Consider the following 17440-nt stretch of genomic DNA (forward strand, 5'->3'; position numbering starts at 1 on the left):
ACATGTTCGGACGTAAGAAGAAGGCAGAAGGCGACGAGGAACCTACGGGTTTCTTCGGCGACGAGAACGAAAACTCGGATCAGGTCGAAGGAGACCTCGATTCCGTGAATACCGAAGAGGACTTCGACGCGGAGAGTGACGAGACCGAAGGTCCGTACGATTTTGCGGACATCGATTCCGAAGATCCCACGGTAGGCCGTGACGGTCAGCGACTCGATCTCGGGTCCGTCCTGGTGCCGATGCCTCCGGGCGGCCAACTGCAGGTGGAGATGGCACCCGACGGTTCACCACAGGCCGTGCATCTGGTCACCGAATACGGGCGGGTTACCGTCGCCGCATATGCGGCACCCAAGTCGCCTGGTCAGTGGCGTGAAGTTGTCAGCGAGTTGGCGCAGTCGCTGCGTGACGACAATTCGCCGGTCAGTATCGAGAACGGCCCGTGGGGTCGCGAATTGGTAGCCGAAACAGCGGCGATGGACCTGCGTTTCATCGGCGTCGACGGTCCGCGCTGGATGGTGCGATGTGTCGTGGCGGGTCCCAGCGGATCGACCGCTGCCGGTACGCAATTGGTGGCCATGGCGCGTGAGATTCTGCGGGATACCGTTGTCAATCGTGGAACCGAACCGCATCCGGTTCGGACGCCGTTGCCGGTCGTACTGCCGCAGGTATTGGCCGAGCAGCTCGCGTCTGCACATGAGCAGCAGATGATTGCGCAGCAGCAGGCAGCGGCTCAGCAGCAGGTAGATCAGCAGCAGGCCGCAGCACAGCAGCAGGTCGATCAGCAGTCCGCCGCACAGCAGGAAGCCCCGGCGCAACCGGCTCCGCCGCAGAGACGCGGCGAATCCGGTTCTGCCATGCAGCAATTGGGTCAGTAGAGAGCGCTTTTCTCAGGCACTCGCGGTGGTTTCGATCGCCGCGAGTGCCTTGACGCATGTAGACCCCAGTATCGCGGGGTCCTGACCGATCTGTTCGAGCGTCAGGGTTCCGACGTGGGCGTGGGGGAGCGCTGCTGCCCATTCGTACGCAATCGCCGAGGGATGAACCGGATCGTCGACGGCTGAGGCAATGCCCACCGGGACACCGATTTTCGACATGGCGGCTACGGTCAGCCCGCTGTATGTCGAGGCTTCGTCGAGTGCACAGGGCAGATCCGGCCACTGCGAACGCCACGAGCGCTCCAGTTCCCGTCCCAGCCAGGCCGGGCTGGATGCGAGCATCGCTGCAATCACCGATTCCAGGCCCTCGCTGCGTAACTGGGATGCCGTGAACCGTGCGCTTGCTGCAGCCGGCGCCTCGTCGGGTGCTCCGGTCCAGGCCGGCAGGGCGGCCAACACGCCCGACGTCAAAGTCGGATTACGGGCGGCCCACTGCAATGCGACGGCCGCTCCGATGGACACACCGCCGACCAGGATCGGGCCGTATTCTGCTGCAGCGGCATCCATCGCCTCGAGGTAGCTGTCGACGACACGCCGGGGGTCCGGTTCGATTGCGACAGTGAGCACACTTCGGGCATCGAGTGGACCACGGAACGCCCGCTCGGCGAAGTGTGCGTCGGAGCCTGTACCAGGGAGAACGACGGCAACGGTGGGGGATTGTGTGAGCACCATGACTTGATCTTGCCCGGTGCCTCCATATCGCCGACCGACCGGTGTGGTTACCCGACCGTATTGGGGCTACAGTGGCGATCACACAGCCCTTCAGTGACGCGAAACCCGTGCGTCACATTTGTTCGCAGGAGCGCGCAATGGCACCCGCCGCCGCAGGATATTTTCGCCGATTGACCCGTCGTCTCACCGAGGACATCGATCAGTTGGATGCCCAGGAAATGACCGAGTCCATCGAGGCTTCGGGAGGCCAGAAGGCATGCGATTGCCGTCGCGGTGAAGAAGTCACGATGGTGGGTCGACTGCGAAGCGTCGACGCGTGTCCCAAGTCGGGCAATGCAAGCATCGAGGCGGAGTTCTTCGACGGGACCGAAGTAATCAATCTGGTCTGGATCGGCCGCCGCCGCATTCCCGGCATCGAAACCGGAAAGACCCTGCTGGTCCGTGGCCGTGTAGGCGAGCGGGATGGTCGTAAGGCGATCTTCAACCCCTATTACGAACTGCGCGGAGAGTAGACGCGCACCGCATTCGTCGCGAACGCAGACGGATGTGGCACCCTCGACAGGTGACTGAACCAAAACAGCAATCGATCATGGACCAACTCGGCGGATTGAGTGGTCTGATCTACACCTCGGTGCCGATTCTGATTTTTGTCCCGGTCAACAGCATCTGGAACCTGACCGCCGCAATTTGGGCGGCATTGGGCGTGGCCGTGTTGATCGCGGCGTGGCGAGTGTTCCGCAAAGAATCGATCCAGCCCGCAGTCTCGGGTGTTCTCGGCGTCGGTGTGTCCGCATTCATCGCGTACCGAACCGGAGATGCCAAGGGCTACTTCCTTTTCGGCATCTACACCAGCCTTGCCTACGGCGCTGCGTTCGTGTTGTCGATCGTGGTGCGATGGCCTTTGGTAGGCATCATCTGGGGATTTCTCAACGGTCACGGAAATCTGTGGCGTCAACACCCCCGTGCCGTGCGGTTCTACGACATCGCCACAGCGGCATGGGCGTTGGTGTTCGGCGCCCGGTACCTGGTGCAGTCGCAGTTGTACGACACCGATCACACGGGATGGCTTGCCATCGCCCGTATCGCGATGGGGTGGCCGCTCACCGGACTCGCATTGCTGGTCACCATTTGGGCTGTGCGCAAAGCAGATCGGATCGTTGAGCCCTCACCCACCGAAGAGTTCGACGAGGCTGACGGTAGCGATGTGGCGGACGACGACCCGGATCGCCGCGACCTCAGCTGACGAGGTCTTGATACTCCGGGTGCTTGCCGAGGTACTTCACGACGTACGGGCATACCGGGTGAACCTTGAGGCCGCGCGCTCGAAGCTGGTCCAGGGCACTGCCGACGAGAACGGCGGCAAGCCCCAGACCTTCGTGCTCCGGATAGATCTCGGTGTGATTGAACGAGAGCACATCACCGGAGGTGGTGTAGTCCTCGATGCCGGCCAAAGTCCCGTCGACATGAATTTCGAAGCGACTCTGCGTCGGATTGTCGGTGACTATCGTGTTTCCGGTCATGCGATTGCCCTCTCGTTGTCAGCTGTTGAGACGAAGTGCGTTGCGTAGTAGATCCTCGGCGTCCACGGCTGCCACGAACAGGAGTTCGTCGCCGCCTTCGATCGGATCGTCCATCTGGGGCACGATGACTCGGCCACCGCGCAGAATCGTGACCAACGCGCAGTCCCGCGGAAGTTCGAGACGCTTGACAGGCTTGCCGGCCAGCGGCGTGTTGTCGGGCAACGTGATTTCGACGAGGTTGGCCTGCCCCTGACGCAGCGTCATCAGTTTGACGAGATCACCGACCGACACGGCTTCTTCGACGAGCGAGGCGAGCATTCGGGGAGTGGACACCGCGACGTCGACACCCCAGGACTCGTCGAACAGCCACTCGTTGCGAGGATCGTTGACGCGGGCGACGACGCGCCGAACACCGAATTCGGTTTTTGCGAGCAAGCTCAGAACCAAATTGGCTTTGTCGTCACCGGTTGCGGCGATGACAACCTCGTACGATTCGAGGGCCGCGTCTTCGAGTCGGCTCAGTTCGCAGGCGTCAGCATGGATCCAGGTGGCTTCGGGCACGGATTCAGGCTCGATGTGCTCGAGTTTGCGTTCGATCAACATGACGTCGTGTGCGCTACGAATGAGCTCACGCGCAATCGAGCGACCTACGGCACCTGCGCCGGCGATGGCAACCTTCACCTTGATTTTCCAATCACGTTGTTATGCAGCGACAGTGGCTGCGGGTTCGGATCAGTCACAGCAGTCGGCATCAGTCGTCGCTCGGCGGCGGATTGCCGGCAAGGGCGATGGCTTCGGCGACAGTACCGGACACGGCAGCCACGTACACCTGATCGTCGGCCTGGATCACGGTCTTGCGATCGGGGAGGATTCCGGTGCCGAATCGAATGATGAACGAGACACGCGAATTGGTCGCCTTCTCCAGGACCGCGACAGGCTTGCCGGCCCAATCCTCGTGGAGGGCAAGTTCGGTGATCGCCACGGTGCCGGACGGATCACGCCACTTCGCTGTCTGGCTCTCCTTGGTCAAGGTGTGCAGGAATCGGTCCGTCGACCACGGAACAGTGGCGACGGTGGGGATGCCCAGACGCTCGTAGACGGCGGCGCGTTTCGCGTCGTAGATTCGGGCGACGACGCGCTCGACGCCGAATATCTCGCGCGCGACTCGCGCTGCGATGATGTTGGAATTATCACCGGACGAGACGGCAGCGAAGGCGTCGGCGCGTTCGATACCTGACCGAATCAGTACGTCGCGGTCGAATCCCATACCGAGAACCTTGGTTCCGGGGAAATCGTGGTCGAGACGCAGAAATGAGCTTTGATCGCGGTCGATGACCGCAACTTCGTGTCCGATCCTGGTCAGAGATGCGGCGAGGGAAGATCCCACACGGCCACACCCCATGATGACGACATACACGCCCTACTCCGTTCATGGACTTCTCGGCGAGATTGCACGCCGAAACGAACGGTACATCGCTTGGCGGGAAGAGCAAGTTTCGACTGGCACAAGGTGGCCGCGTTCGGGGTCGTTTATGGGCAGTTCCACTACTGATGACTCGAATTCGCGTCGGACGGCTTACGCTTTGCTCGTGTCTAAGCTCTCGACCGCTACCAAGCGGCTCCTGCTCGGTCGGCCGTTCCGAAGCGACAAACTCGGGCACACGCTGCTACCCAAGCGGATTGCGCTACCTGTCTTCGCTTCTGACGCCATGTCGTCCGTCGCCTACGCCCCCGAAGAGATCTTCTTGGTTCTCTCCGTTGCGGGCATTTCTGCCTACGCCTACACGCCGTGGATCGGCTTGTCCGTCGCGATCGTGATGGCTGTGGTCGTCGCCAGCTACCGCCAGAATGTTCACGCGTACCCCTCCGGTGGTGGCGACTACGAGGTTGCGACGGTCAACCTCGGTCCGACCGCAGGCCTGACGGTCGGTAGTGCCCTGATGGTCGACTACGTGCTCACGGTTGCCGTGTCGATCTCGTCAGCTGCATCCAATATCGGTTCGGCCTTGCCGTTCGTGGCCCAGCACAAGGTGTTGTTCGCGGTCGTTGCGATCGTGCTGTTGACTGCGGTGAATCTGCGCGGTATTCGGGAATCGGGGACGGCATTCGCGATTCCGACCTATGCGTTCATCGTCGGCATGTTCTTGATGCTCGGTTGGGGGTTCTTCAGGATCTACGTGCTCGGCGACGACGTCAAGGCCGAGTCGTCGTCCTTCACACTCGACGCCGAAGACACTAACCTCTACGGTATTGCCTTCGCGTTCTTGATTGCGCGTGCGTTCTCGTCGGGTTGCGCGGCGCTGACCGGTGTCGAGGCGATCAGCAACGGTGTACCGGCTTTCGAGAAGCCGAAGTCCCGGAACGCCGCAACGACGCTGCTACTGCTCGGAACTTTTGCGATCACGCTGCTGATGGGCATCATTATTCTGGCGCAGAAGATCGGCATCGTCTACGCGCACAATCCCGAAGAGCAGTTGGTCGGAGCCCCGGAGGGTTACCACCAGAAGACTCTGATCGCGCAGATTGCAGAGGCGGTGTTCAACGGCTTCCCGATCGGGTTCTTCTTCATTGCAATCGTGACGGCGCTGATCCTCGTTTTGGCGGCCAACACAGCTTTCAACGGTTTCCCGGTTCTGGGTTCCATCCTCGCGCAGGATCGCTACCTGCCTCGTCAGTTGCACACTCGCGGTGACCGGTTGGCGTTCAGCAACGGAATCCTGTTCCTGTCCGGAGCTGCAATTGCATTCGTGGTGGTTTTCGGCGCGGAGGTCACCAAACTGATTCAGCTCTACATCGTCGGTGTGTTCGTCTCGTTCGTGCTCAGCCAGACCGGCATGATCAAGCACTGGACGCGTCATCTGAAGTCCGAGACGGACAAGTCTCAGCGCGCCAAGATGCAGCGCTCGCGCGTGATCAACTCGATCGGCCTCGCCATGACCGGTGCGGTTCTGATCATCGTGCTGATCACCAAGTTCGCAGCCGGCGCTTGGATCGCTATCGTTGCCATGATCGCGATCTTCTGTGTCATGAAGATGATCCGGCGCCACTACGACAGCGTCGCAACCGAACTCGAAGAGCAGGAATGGGACGGCGTTCTGCCGAGCCGCACGCATTCGATCGTGCTCGTCTCGAAGCTGCACATGCCGACCATGCGCGCTCTCGCCTATGCCCGCGCTACTCGGCCGGACACGTTGGAGGCAATCACCGTCAACGTCGACGAACCTGACACCCGAGCCTTGGTGCGTCAGTGGGAGAAGAGCGACGTCACTGTGCCGCTCAAGGTGATCGAATCGCCGTACCGCGAAATCACGAAGCCGGTTCTCGACTACGTCAACCGGGTACGACGCGATTCACCGCGCGATGTCGTGACCGTGTTCATTCCGGAATACGTGGTGGGGCATTGGTGGGAGCAGATCCTGCACAACCAGAGTGCTTTGCGACTGAAGAGCCGTTTGCTCTTCCAGCCCGGCGTGATGGTGACGAGCGTGCCGTGGCAGTTGAACTCGTCGGAGAAGGCGAAGCCTCTCGACCTTGAAAAGACAGCGGGAGCGACCCGGCGCGGGTTCGACGCTGGAGAACCCTGAACAAATGATTGATTCGAATATGGAACGGCAGGCGTAGTTCGTTGAGTGAGAATTGGACCGGGCAGACTTTCGAGGCTGATTTGGGAAAGCCCGGGCACGGCGGGTTTGTCGTCGCCCGCCACGAGGGGCGTGTGGTGTTCGTCCGCCACGGTTTGCCGGGGGAGCGGGCACTGGTTCGGGTGACGGAGGACAAGGGCGGTTCGTTTGCCCGCGCCGACGCAATCTCGATCCTCGAGGCTTCCCCGCACCGAATTGATCCGACCTGTCCCATCGCGGGGCCGGGGGGCGCGGGTTGCTGCGACTACTCGCATGCAGACCTGCAGATCCAGCGAGAGATGAAGTCTTCGGTGGTACGCGAGCAACTTCAGCGACTGGCCGGCGTCGAATCGGATGTCGATGTCGAGGAGTTGCCCGGAACCGGCGACGGCACCGGATGGCGGACACGCGTTCGCCTGGCCGTCGACGGAAACGGTGAAGCCGGTTACCACGGTTACCGCAGCAACAAAATCGTGACGGATCTGCGCTGCACGCAGATCGAGCAGCGTGCGTACGACGGTTTGGCGGGTCCGCAGTGGACGCCGGGCAGCGAACTGCAGGTGGTTCTCGATTCTGCGGGCGCGACGCATGTTGTCGAGATCAGCGCGCCGAGGGTATCGAAGGCAGGGCGCGGCGCACCGGGTCGACGCGGAGCGACAGCACGCCGCGCCGCTAGCAGTGGGCCTCGGAAAACCCGGGTTGCTCTGGGCAGTGACACGGTGCTCGAGCGCGTCGGATCCCGGGAGTGGGCGCTGTCCGCCACCGGTTTCTGGCAGGCGCATCGTGGTGCGGCCCAAGCGTATTCACAGGTCGTGCGGGACTGGGCCGGCGTGGATTCCGGAGCTACGGCGTGGGATCTGTACGGCGGAGTCGGTGTGTTCGCAGCGGTTCTGGCTGATCTTGTCGGTCCGACCGGCGTCGTGGAATCCGTCGAGTTTTCCGCGCAAGCCGTCAAGGATGGTCGGGCGGCGTTGTCCGATCTCGAGCAGGTCCGATTCCACAGTGAGCGGGTCGAGAAGATCGTGGGCGCTGCTGCTCCGTTGGCACCCTCGCCGGGGGTTGTGGTGTTGGACCCTCCGCGCGCCGGCGCGGGCCGCGCCGTGGTGGAGGCGATCGCGTCGACCGGTACCGAGCGGGTAATCCATATCGGGTGTGACCCGGCGTCGTTCGGCCGCGACATCGGCCTCTATCTGGAACAGGGTTTCCGGCTCGGTGGACTGCGGGCTTTCGACGCGTTCCCGCAGACTCATCACGTGGAGTGCGTCGCGCTGCTGGAGCGCTGACCACTCTTTTTCTGTATCGCTGCAACGGCTGTGACGCTTATCGCGTCGTCAGCCGTTGCTTGCGTTACGCAACTAATTGTATAGTTGCGTTCTGCAAGTAGTTTTCTCGTAGAACATTCTCAGGGGTACGCGATGTCTGTACAGCCCGAAACGGCGCAAGCACTTGTCGACACAGTTTTCCTGTTCGGCAGGTCATTACGGGCAGTGGTCACGGCAAGCGCTGAAAATGTGTTGCCCCCGGCGCTGGTCAGTGTGTTGTTCATGCTGGCAGTGCGAGGGGAGTGCCGGCAGAACGAGTTGGCTGCGGACCTCTGTGTCAGTCAGTCCTCACTCAGCCGGCAGATGTCGGACCTCGTGGACGCCGGGTACGTCGAGAGAAGCCCCGACCCCGCGGATAAGCGGGCATTCCGCATCCGAGTATCGGAAGCGGGCCATGAGGTTCTCGAGGAAACGAAACAACGGCGTGCGGCGCGATTGCGCAGCATGCTCGAAGACTGGAGCCAGGAAGAGGCCGCGGCTGCATTGTCGTCGCTGAAACGTCTCAACGAGACATTCAGCGCCACGATCCATCGAGAGGCCTCACCTGCATCTCTGCGCCCGGCATTGCCGATCGCAGGCGTAGAAACTATTGGGAGATAACGAACATGGCAGCCACAGTAGGGGAAACTCGGGCAAGTACCGAGAGCGGTGCAATGACGCACCGCGAGATTCTCGAAGCACTCACCGGACTTATCGCAGCGCTCTTCACCGCGTTGCTGAGCAGCACGATCGTCGCGACGGCCCTCCCGACCATCATCGGGGAATTGCACGGGACGCAGACGCAGTACGCCTGGATCATCACGTCAGCTTTGCTGGCGACAGCAGCATCGACGCCCATCTGGGGCAAACTTGCCGACCTCTTCAACAAGAAGATGCTGGTCCAGACCTCGATCATCATCTTCGTGGTCGGTTCGGTTATCGCCGGCGCAGCGCACAACGTCCCGTTGCTGCTCGGTGCCCGCGTCATCCAGGGCATCGGCATGGGTGGTCTGACCGCCCTCGTCGTGGCGATCATCGGCACCATCATCCCGCCGCGTGATCGTGGTCGCTACTCCGGTTACATGGGCGCGGCAATGGCTGTCTCGATGTCCGGTGGACCGATCCTCGGTGGTGTGATCGTAGACACCGTCGGCTGGCGCTGGTGCTTCTATGTGTGCGTGCCGCTCGCTGTCATCGCACTGTTCCTCCTTCAGCGCACTCTGCATGTCGAGACAGTCAAGAAGGACAACGTCTCCATCGACTGGTTGGGCGCCACCCTGCTCACCGCCGGCGTCAGCGTTTTGCTGATCTGGGTTTCCTTCGCCGGTCAGGACGATTACTACGCGTGGTTCTCGACGCAGTCCTTCTACTTCGTCGCTGGTGGACTGGCACTGCTAGGTCTGATGATGTTTGTCGAAACCAAGGTCAAGGACCCGATCCTGCCGCTCAAGATCATCACCGAGCGCACCACCGCGCTGGCGATCGTCGCTTCGGTTGCAGTCGGTGTCGGCCTGTTCGGCGCCACCACGTTCCTGACGCAGTACTTCCAGACGGCTCGAGGTTTCGACCCGACCGCAGCCGGCATGCTCACCATCCCGATGGTGGCCGGCATGTTGATCGCATCAGTCGGTTCCGGTCTGTTGATCACCAAGTTCGGTAAGTGGAAGCCCTTCATCGTTTCCGGTGCAGTCCTGCTCGTCATCGGTTTCGGTCTTCTATCCACTATCGATCACGCGACCAGCCTGTGGGTCATCGGAGTCTTCATCGCCATCGTCGGTTTGGGTACCGGCATGCTGATGCAGAACATCGTTCTCGCGGTGCAGAACACGGTCAAGGCCGAAGACATCGGCGCAGCCAGCAGTATCGTCGCCTTCTTCCGGACCTTCGGCGGCGCCATCGGTGTCTCGGTGTTGGGTTCCATCCTGGCAACGCGCGTCAAAACACTGACAACGGAATCCGTTTCAACCTTGCCGCCCGAGCAGCAGGCCGTAGCGGGCAAGAGCCTGATGGACGGACTGGACCTGGGCAAGATGCCTGACTTCGTCGCGCAGATCGTTCGCTTCGCCTACGGCGACGCAACAGGCCGGATCTTCCTGGTCGCGGGGTTCGTTGCCATCGTCACGTTGATTGCGGTCATCTTCATCCCGAACCGGCCGCTGCGGACCACGATCGACATCGTGGAGCCCGAGGCAGCCGACGTCAACCTCGAGAAGAGCGTTTCTCACTGATCACTCCAGAGACCATCGGACACGGACCGAGATCGTTTCCTCGATCTCTCCGTGTTCGACGGCTATCGGAGTAGAAACCGCCCGGGCTGCGGAAATCAACCCACGGACCGGGCTCATCTGGTCGACGCCCTCGGTGATCTCGAGGACGTCGACCAGATTTTTCTGTGCCAGGTCCGCGAACTGTCGGGCCTTGGACAGTGCTGCAGTCCACGCTGATTCGCGGGCATGTACCGCCAAGTCGGTTCGATCCTCGAGATCGAATTCCAGGGAGTCCAACCGGATCGCGTCTCCGCCTGCGGCTACGCACGCCGTGATCACAGCGGCGGGGGAGCCGGCGGCGTCGGGTGCCAGATCGCGCAGGACGACTCGAAATGTTGTCGACGCCGTGAAACCGGTAGTCTCCTGGCGTCCGCCGTCGACCCACTGGCTCTGCGGGTGGACGCTTAATCCCGTCGTCACGAGATCGGGTCCGGCGACACCGCGATTGTGCAATGCCTCCGTCAGTGCGGCCGAATGGCGTGCTAGGGCGTCAACGGCGTCGGCGACGGTGAGGTGTGTTTCGGAGACTCCGATCGTCAGGCGTGCGATATCGGGAGTCGCAGTGGCGCGAGCACTTGCGGTGACAGTGACGCTGGCGGGTTCGGTGCTGACATGATCCATTGTGATTCCTCTGTAGATCGACAGTGAGTTTGCCGGCATTCGCCACGGTGAAGTCGGGTGCCTTCTATTCTCGCAGCAAGCACCGTGCTCGCGACTGGTGGCGGAAGCCCCTTCCGGACGCGGCACCTATGCTTCGACCATGGACGAGCAGGAAACGCATCGACTGACCATGGGTGAACTGATCAGGCGTCAACGTGAACTTGCGGAGCTTCCGATGCGGCAATTGGCTGCGATGGTCGGAATCTCCAACCCCTATCTTTCGCAAATCGAGCGAAACCTGCGCGAACCCAGTGACCGTGTTCTGCGCGCAATTGCCGACAACCTTCAGTTGTCGGCCGACGCTCTCGTTGCGCAAACCGCGCAATCGGGTGACGACGGTATCTCTGCCGTGATGCGGGCGATTCGTGAAGATCCGGACCTGACGAAGGCGCAGCGGGCGGCCATCGAAGAGATGTATCAGGCTTTTCGTGAAGTCACTGTTTCTCGTCGGAAACGTACGCACCGCGATTGAGTGATCAGCAAGAGCGGCATTGCAGTGATGAATTCGGGGACGTGGCGAAGATTGCGGCGTACGTCACAATCGGACTGTTTCATTTATCTGTGACCGAGCGTCCCCGCAGATAGGTTGTGCGCCAACATTTTAAACATCGATGTTGTGGCCTCCAGTTAGATGACTTTCGGTGTTGGGTACCGCTCGGTAAGGTGCGCGGGGTCTTCGGTTGTGTCAGTGTTCGGCTTGGCCAACAGGGGTGCGTTTTCGGCCAGGCCAGCCGCGGATTCCCGACCGAATTAGACCTTCCGATCGAGGAAAAACACTGATGACAGAGCTCAAGCCTAAAACCGTTGCATTGTGTGACATGCCTGAACTGGCAGGTGCCAATCTGGGTACGTCGGACTACACACAGATCACGCAACAGCAGATCAATCTCTTCGCCGACGCGACCAATGACCATCAATGGCTTCACGTCGATCCGGAACGGGCGAAGGACGGCCCGTTCGGAACAACCATCGCGCACGGATTTCTGACGTTGTCGTATGCCCCCAGCTTGTTCTTCACGCTTCTCGACGTGAGCGGCACCGATCAGGTGATCAACTGCGGCATCGACAAGGCCAGGTTCACCGCTCCGGTACCTGTTGATTCGCACCTTGCGCTCTCGGCCGACATCACGACGGTGGAGCCCTGCCGGGGCGGGTATCAGGTGAAGGCGGAGCTGACTTTCTCGGTGGAAAATTCCGAACGCCCGGTGTGTGTCGCCGAAATGATCGTTCGTTACCTGGGGCGTATCGATGCTTGAGAATCTTTCGAAGAAGATTGCGTCCAAGGTCGATCCGATCGGCTGGGCTCCGGCGGTTGCGTCCGTGGCGGGTCGAGCGATCAAGAATCCTCAGGCGTTGGCTGCAGCATCGACAACCTACGCTGCCCGTATCGCTCGAATTCCTGGCGCAGCGGTCCGGGTTTACACTGCCGAGCAGTCGAATCCGCCACTGCCGGAAGGGCTTTTGGACAAGCGGTTCACTGATTGCGCCTGGCGCGAGAATCCGGCCTTCTTTGCGCTCAATCAAGGCTATTTCGCAACCCGAGGGCTTGTCGACGATGTGACAGCCGCAGGCACGGGCAACCCACTCCAGGATGCCAAGGCACGCCAGTTCGTCAATCTGGTTCTCGATGCGGTGGCGCCCACCAACTTTGCTCCCGCCAATCCGGGCGTGATCACCCGGGCTTTCGATACCGGCGGGGCCAGCCTGGTGCGGGGCGCGCGTTATGCCGTGCACGATCTCGTCAAGCGAAAGGGGCAGCCGGTCAAGGTCGACCGCGCCGCCTTCACCGTGGGTGAGAACCTGGCAGCCACGCCTGGCAAGGTCGTGTTTCGCAACGAACTGATCGAAGTGATCCAGTACGTTCCGCAAACGCCGACAGTTCACGCGATTCCGATTCTTGCGGCACCGCCGTGGATCAACAAGTACTACATTCTCGATCTTGCGCCGGGACGCAGCCTCATCGAATGGGCAGTCAACCATGGGCGGACCGTCTTCGTCGTGTCGTATCGAAATCCTGACGAGTCCATGATGGACATCGAGATGGACGACTACTTCACTACCGGGTTTGCCAGCGCGATGGACGTGGTTGAAGAGATCACCGGCTCCGAGAAGGTCGAGGTACTGTCGATCTGCCTCGGCGGTGCGATGGCGGCGATGTCGGCTGCGCGTTTCGCGGCGACCGGTGACACGCGGATCAGCGCACTGACGATGCTGAACACGTTGCTCGATTACAGCGAGGTCGGCGAACTGGGCTCGATGGTCGATCCGGATACGCTCGACAGGATCGAGTACCGGATGAACAAGCAGGGTTTCCTTTCCGGCGCCGAGATGGCGGACACCTTCGACGTGATCAAGGCGAAGGACCTCATCTTCAGTTACTGGGTATCGCGGTGGATGAAGGGTGAGAAGCCGCCGGTGTTCGACATTCTGGCGTGGAATGAGGACAACACCCGGATGCCGGCGAAGATGCATTCGCAGTATCTCCGATCGCTTTACGGCCGTGATGAATTGGCGCGAGGCGAGTACGTTCTGGCAGGTCGGAAATTGGATCTGAGTGCAGTCACCTGTGACGCCTACATCGTGGGTGCAGCCAACGACCATATTGTGCCGTGGGAGTCGTCGTACAAGAGTGTGCATCTGCTCGGTGGCAACGTCCGATTTGTTCTCACCAACGGTGGGCACATTGCCGGCGCGGTGAACCCGCCTAATCCCAAGAGTAGTTTTTGGTCTGTCAATGCGCCGGACTCTGCCGACACCAGCAGACTGCCGGAGGATCCGGCGGAGTGGAAAGAGTTGGCAGACAAGAATTCCGGGTCTTGGTGGGAGGATTGGGCACTGTGGTCGGCGCATCGCGGCGGGGATCAGGTCGAGCCGCCATCGATGGGTAGTGACAAGAATCCGGTGCTCTGTGACGGTCCGGGGACGTACGTTCTGGGCTGACCATTGCCCGTTAGCATTCAACCTGCTAACTTGCTAACAGTTGCACGGTGTGTGCAGCCAACCTCGAAGGAGTGCGATATGACGACGACCAAGCCGACTGCCGCCGTAAACGACACAGTCACGGCATCTGCTACCTCCTCGGAATCTCCGTCGGCTGGTGCAGGATTCGTCTCTGTACTCGGCAACGTTGCCGGCCGGATCGAGTCTCTCAACGGCAAGCTGGTCGACGCGGCGAAGCAGACTGGCAACGTGTCGCTGGACACCTACGAGAAGGCTCTGACCAGCACTCTCGAGTTTCAGGAAAAGGTTACCGCTGTCAGTGGCCCGAGTTGGGTCGGTGAGTTGGCGAAGGCTCAGGCATCGTTCGTTTCCGGAGTCAGTGGTGCTTTCACCTCGGCCGCTCGTGATGCGTTGAAGTAAAGCAAGGGACATCGGGGGTCGGCGTGACAAGTCATGCCGACCCCCGGTCTTTTTGTTTTGGTGAACTGTAAGTAGGGGGGAAGGTATGGCAGTGCGAGGGATCGAATTGTGGACCCAGTTGCCGTCGGCGGCATTCGACACGTGTGAGGCGGCAGTCGTCGGGTGGTCCGGATACGTGTCCGGGTTGTGCCGCCGGCGAGCGGACATTATCGATGTGGCAACGGATTTCGCAGAATTCTGGGGTGCGGTGACGTCGCGCGAACGCCCACAATGGACTCATCGCAACGACATTGTCGGACAATGGCCGCTCGCAGACTTACGGGACTTTTCACCGGGGATCAGTAGCACTCCGACGCCGACGCTGGTAGTGCCTCCGCAATCGGGACGAGCGTCAACGATCGTCGACGCCGCCGAGGATCGCAGCCTGGTGGGCACTCTTCTCGACGCCGGTGCAGTAAGCCTCTACTGCATCGATTGGAATGAGGCTACCGACGCAACGGCACAGCTCTCGATCGAAGACTACGCACTGTTGCTGGAGGAGATGATCCGGCAACTGGGTGGCCGAGTGAATCTGGTGGGATACAGCCAGGGCGGCTGGCTGGCCACGATCATTGCTGCACTTCATCCGTCCATGGTCGGATCCCTCGTTCTGATCGGCGCACCGATTGATTTTCATGCCGGCCGTCCGCTGGTGGGGGACTGGATCAAGGCATCGCCTGCGGGCCGGGACTCGGAAACGCTGCGGTCGATTGTCGCGGCGACCTGGGAGTGGCAACGCGAGATCGGCGAGGCATTCGGAGCTCCGATGGGCCGTCCGGCCGGTGACTTCGAACGGGCTATGCGGTTGCTCGGGCACATCGACGACGCCGAGTACGTAAACCGCTATCGCGAGGCGAAGAAGTGGTTTGAATGGAAGCAAGCCGTACCGGTTGCATTCGAGACCTGGATGATCGAGCAACTGTTCGTCTCGAACCGTCTTATCTCGGGAGATCTTGTGATCGGTTCTCGTTCAGTAGAACTCAGCGCGATCACCAGCCCACTGTTTCTGATTGCCGGAAGTGCCGATCGGATAGCGCCGCCACAGCAACTGTGGGCGCTCGAGCGAGCCGTGTCGACCCCGAGTGCGCAGATCACGCGGAAATTGGCGAAGGCCGGCCATCTGGGATTGATCATCGATCAGGGCGTATTGCACGAGCAATGCCTTCCGGTTTTCCGTGCAATGGTGGCGATCTCCACGGTCGGCGCCTCGTAACGCGAAGGGTCAGCAGAGTCCTATCCGATCGGGCCTGCAGCGATGACACTACGCAAAGTCATGTCGAGTTGTTCGTAGGCTCCGGCGGCCAGACGTTCGAGGAGAGCAAGTTTGAGTTCCGGGGCGTGCGCGGTCAGGGCGCCGTATTTCTCCGAGGTGAGGACGGCAACCACGACCGTGGTGTCAGCGCGAATGTCGTTGAGGAACCGGGTGTTCAGGAACATCGTCATCTCGCCGAACGTCATTCCCGCGGACAAAGTGGTGATGCGGTGCTCGATATTCTGGCTGTCGGTGAACATGGTGCTGACCTGGCCTTGCAGAATCAGATAGAACCCTGACGCCGGATCGCCGCGCCGGGCGATCATGTCACCGCGGGCATAGGTCCGCTGTTCCAGCTGAGATGCAAAGGCCGACACCTGATTCGAAGACAATGCGTCGAGCACGGGGTGATCTTCGATCGTGACCGTCGACGGCTGGCGTTGCTGCGGGCAATGCGCCGCGAGCAAGGTGTCCTCGCACCACTGCAAGGCGGAGTCGAGGTCTGCGAAGACGCGCCCACTGCGCTGCTCGGGGTCGATGCTCGAAGTGCGCTGTCCGAGAAGTCCTTTCGGATCAACAAGCGCAACCCCGCACCCTTGTTCGCCGAGTTGGGCCCGCAGCGCTGTGATCATGCGAATTGCAGCGACGCTGGCGTCGTCGACCCGCCGGACATCGATCACGACAACTTCGAGTCCCTCATCCAGCGAACCGATTTCACGCACCGCGGACTCCGCGCCGGCGAACAGGAGGTCGCCGTGCAGTTCGTACACTCGGCTCTGCTTGCCGACGTCGTCGAGAACGGCTTGCTCGGTGGGTGTGCGGCGCATCCGTGATGGTGCATCGGTGACGTTGTAGCGGGCACGGATCGAGGACCTCGACGCGCGAGTCACATGCAGGAAGTGAAGTTCTAATTCCTTCGACAGTGCCCTCGTTGCGGCGACACCGCGAACACTGTTTCCGTGGATATCGAGTCTGGGGGAGTAGACGGCAATGCCGATCTGCCCCGGCAGAACGGCAAGCACCCCGCCGCCGACGCCACTCTTGGCCGGCAAACCCACTTCGACCAGCCATTTTCCGGCGCCGTCGTACATCCCGCAGGTAGCCATGACACTGAGGACCTGCTCGACTCCGATGGCCGTGAGGGCGCGCTCGTGTGTCACGGGGTTGACGCCGTTGTTGGCCATCGTCGCGGCCATCAGGCTCAGGTCGCGGCACGTCACGTCAATGGAGCATTGTCGAAAGTAGAGGTCGACGGCGTCGTCGGGGTTGCCGGAGATCACGTCGAACGAGCGCAGCATGTGGCCGATGGCGCGATTGCGGTGTCCGGTACGCGATTCGGATGTGTAGACCGACTCGTTGAAGGACAGTTCGCGTCCGGCATACCGGGAGTAGGCGCTGCGAATGCGTTCGAAGCGTGCGGCGGGATCCGCGCCGTCGACCATCGATGCCGCAGTGATGGCTCCCGCGTTGATCATCGGGTTCCGGGGGCGCTCGGTCAGCGGATCCAGACTGATCTCGTTGAACGGCTCACCCGACGGTTCGACGTCGATCTTGTCGGCGACGGCGTCCGGGCCGTGATCGGCGAGGGCCAAGGCGTAGGTGAACGGCTTGGAGATCGATTGGATGGTGAAGGGGAGTCCGGTATCGCCGATCTCGTATACGTAGCCGTCGACGGTCGCGACGGCGATACCGAAAGAGTCGGGGGCAACGGAAGCAAGTTCGGGAATGTAATCGGCCAACGTGCCGGCGTCGAGAGTGCGGACGTCGTTGAATATTCGGGTTATCAGATCGTTGACCACGTTTCCCATGGATCG

18 protein-coding genes are annotated in these 17440 nt (G+C 61.2%); 12 read left to right on the plus strand and 6 right to left on the minus strand.

Annotated elements, in window-relative coordinates:
* The first annotated feature begins 2 nt into the window (after positions 1-2).
* Positions 3-875 carry a DUF3710 domain-containing protein gene (locus tag BDB13_RS16415; protein ID WP_094272571.1) on the plus strand — a complete coding sequence of 291 codons (873 nt, stop codon included), beginning with the start codon at positions 3-5 and terminating at the stop codon, positions 873-875.
* A 12-nt stretch (positions 876-887) separates the two neighbouring features.
* On the opposite strand, the gene BDB13_RS16420 is transcribed toward BDB13_RS16415, so the two are convergent.
* Complete coding sequence (locus BDB13_RS16420; protein WP_094272572.1) at positions 888-1607, minus strand: alpha/beta fold hydrolase; 720 nt, start codon at positions 1605-1607, stop codon at positions 888-890.
* Positions 1608-1744: 137 nt separating this feature from the next.
* Between BDB13_RS16420 and BDB13_RS16425 the strand changes: the two genes are divergently transcribed.
* Both BDB13_RS16425 and BDB13_RS16430 read left to right on the plus strand, forming a co-directional pair.
* The gene (locus tag BDB13_RS16425) at positions 1745-2119 is read left to right on the plus strand and encodes an OB-fold nucleic acid binding domain-containing protein (RefSeq protein ID WP_094272573.1); all 375 of its coding nucleotides are present in this window, start codon (positions 1745-1747) and stop codon (positions 2117-2119) included.
* A gap of 50 nt (positions 2120-2169) precedes the next feature.
* Complete coding sequence (locus BDB13_RS16430; protein WP_094272574.1) at positions 2170-2850, plus strand: DUF3159 domain-containing protein; 681 nt, start codon at positions 2170-2172, stop codon at positions 2848-2850.
* On the opposite strand, the gene BDB13_RS16435 is transcribed toward BDB13_RS16430, so the two are convergent.
* From BDB13_RS16435 to BDB13_RS16445, 3 genes are all read right to left on the minus strand, one after another.
* Positions 2843-3127, minus strand: coding sequence for a GNAT family N-acetyltransferase (locus tag BDB13_RS16435; protein WP_094272575.1), 285 nt, complete (start codon positions 3125-3127; stop codon positions 2843-2845). The two genes, BDB13_RS16430 and BDB13_RS16435, sit on opposite strands and share 8 nt — an antisense overlap.
* A gap of 18 nt (positions 3128-3145) precedes the next feature.
* A complete protein-coding gene (locus BDB13_RS16440; RefSeq protein ID WP_094272576.1) occupies positions 3146-3808 on the minus strand; it encodes a potassium channel family protein in 663 nt (220 codons plus the stop codon).
* A 70-nt stretch (positions 3809-3878) separates the two neighbouring features.
* A complete protein-coding gene (locus BDB13_RS16445; RefSeq protein WP_094272577.1) occupies positions 3879-4544 on the minus strand; it encodes a potassium channel family protein in 666 nt (221 codons plus the stop codon).
* A 172-nt stretch (positions 4545-4716) separates the two neighbouring features.
* Between BDB13_RS16445 and BDB13_RS16450 the strand changes: the two genes are divergently transcribed.
* The 4 genes from BDB13_RS16450 to BDB13_RS16465 all read left to right on the plus strand — a co-directional run bounded on the left by BDB13_RS16450 (position 4717) and on the right by BDB13_RS16465 (position 10276).
* On the plus strand, positions 4717-6711 hold the full coding sequence (locus BDB13_RS16450) for an APC family permease (protein WP_094274968.1): 1995 nt from the start codon (positions 4717-4719) through the stop codon (positions 6709-6711).
* Between the two features lie 41 nt (positions 6712-6752).
* A complete protein-coding gene (locus BDB13_RS16455; RefSeq protein ID WP_094272578.1) occupies positions 6753-8030 on the plus strand; it encodes a class I SAM-dependent RNA methyltransferase in 1278 nt (425 codons plus the stop codon).
* A 132-nt stretch (positions 8031-8162) separates the two neighbouring features.
* A complete protein-coding gene (locus BDB13_RS16460) occupies positions 8163-8669 on the plus strand; it encodes a MarR family winged helix-turn-helix transcriptional regulator (protein WP_094272579.1) in 507 nt (168 codons plus the stop codon).
* A 5-nt stretch (positions 8670-8674) separates the two neighbouring features.
* The gene (locus BDB13_RS16465) at positions 8675-10276 is read left to right on the plus strand and encodes an MDR family MFS transporter (RefSeq protein WP_094272580.1); all 1602 of its coding nucleotides are present in this window, start codon (positions 8675-8677) and stop codon (positions 10274-10276) included.
* Here BDB13_RS16465 and BDB13_RS16470 read toward each other — a convergent pair whose 3' ends face one another.
* Positions 10277-10936: an SIMPL domain-containing protein gene (locus BDB13_RS16470; protein WP_094274969.1), complete on the minus strand. Its 660-nt coding sequence runs from the start codon at positions 10934-10936 to the stop codon at positions 10277-10279.
* A 139-nt stretch (positions 10937-11075) separates the two neighbouring features.
* Here BDB13_RS16470 and BDB13_RS16475 point away from each other — a divergent pair, with 139 nt between their 5' ends.
* The 5 genes from BDB13_RS16475 (at position 11076) to BDB13_RS16495 (ending at position 15587) form a co-directional block, all read left to right on the plus strand.
* A complete protein-coding gene (locus BDB13_RS16475) occupies positions 11076-11447 on the plus strand; it encodes a helix-turn-helix domain-containing protein (protein ID WP_094272581.1) in 372 nt (123 codons plus the stop codon).
* Between the two features lie 307 nt (positions 11448-11754).
* The gene (locus BDB13_RS16480; RefSeq protein ID WP_094272582.1) at positions 11755-12231 is read left to right on the plus strand and encodes a MaoC family dehydratase; all 477 of its coding nucleotides are present in this window, start codon (positions 11755-11757) and stop codon (positions 12229-12231) included.
* Positions 12224-13915, plus strand: coding sequence for a PHA/PHB synthase family protein (locus tag BDB13_RS16485; RefSeq protein ID WP_094272583.1), 1692 nt, complete (start codon positions 12224-12226; stop codon positions 13913-13915). The genes BDB13_RS16480 and BDB13_RS16485 overlap by 8 nt, the downstream gene beginning before the upstream one ends.
* A gap of 78 nt (positions 13916-13993) precedes the next feature.
* Positions 13994-14335, plus strand: a complete 342-nt coding sequence (locus BDB13_RS16490) for a hypothetical protein (protein ID WP_094272584.1) — start codon at positions 13994-13996, stop codon at positions 14333-14335.
* An 85-nt stretch (positions 14336-14420) separates the two neighbouring features.
* Positions 14421-15587, plus strand: a complete 1167-nt coding sequence (locus BDB13_RS16495) for an alpha/beta fold hydrolase (RefSeq protein WP_094272585.1) — start codon at positions 14421-14423, stop codon at positions 15585-15587.
* 20 nt (positions 15588-15607) lie between these two features.
* On the opposite strand, the gene glsA is transcribed toward BDB13_RS16495, so the two are convergent.
* Entirely contained in the window at positions 15608-17434 is a 1827-nt protein-coding gene (gene glsA, locus BDB13_RS16500) for a glutaminase A (protein WP_094272586.1), read from the minus strand.
* Positions 17435-17440: the final 6 nt, after the last annotated feature.

The organism is Rhodococcus sp. OK302 (genome assembly GCF_002245895.1).
Lineage (GTDB): Bacteria > Actinomycetota > Actinomycetes > Mycobacteriales > Mycobacteriaceae > Rhodococcus_F.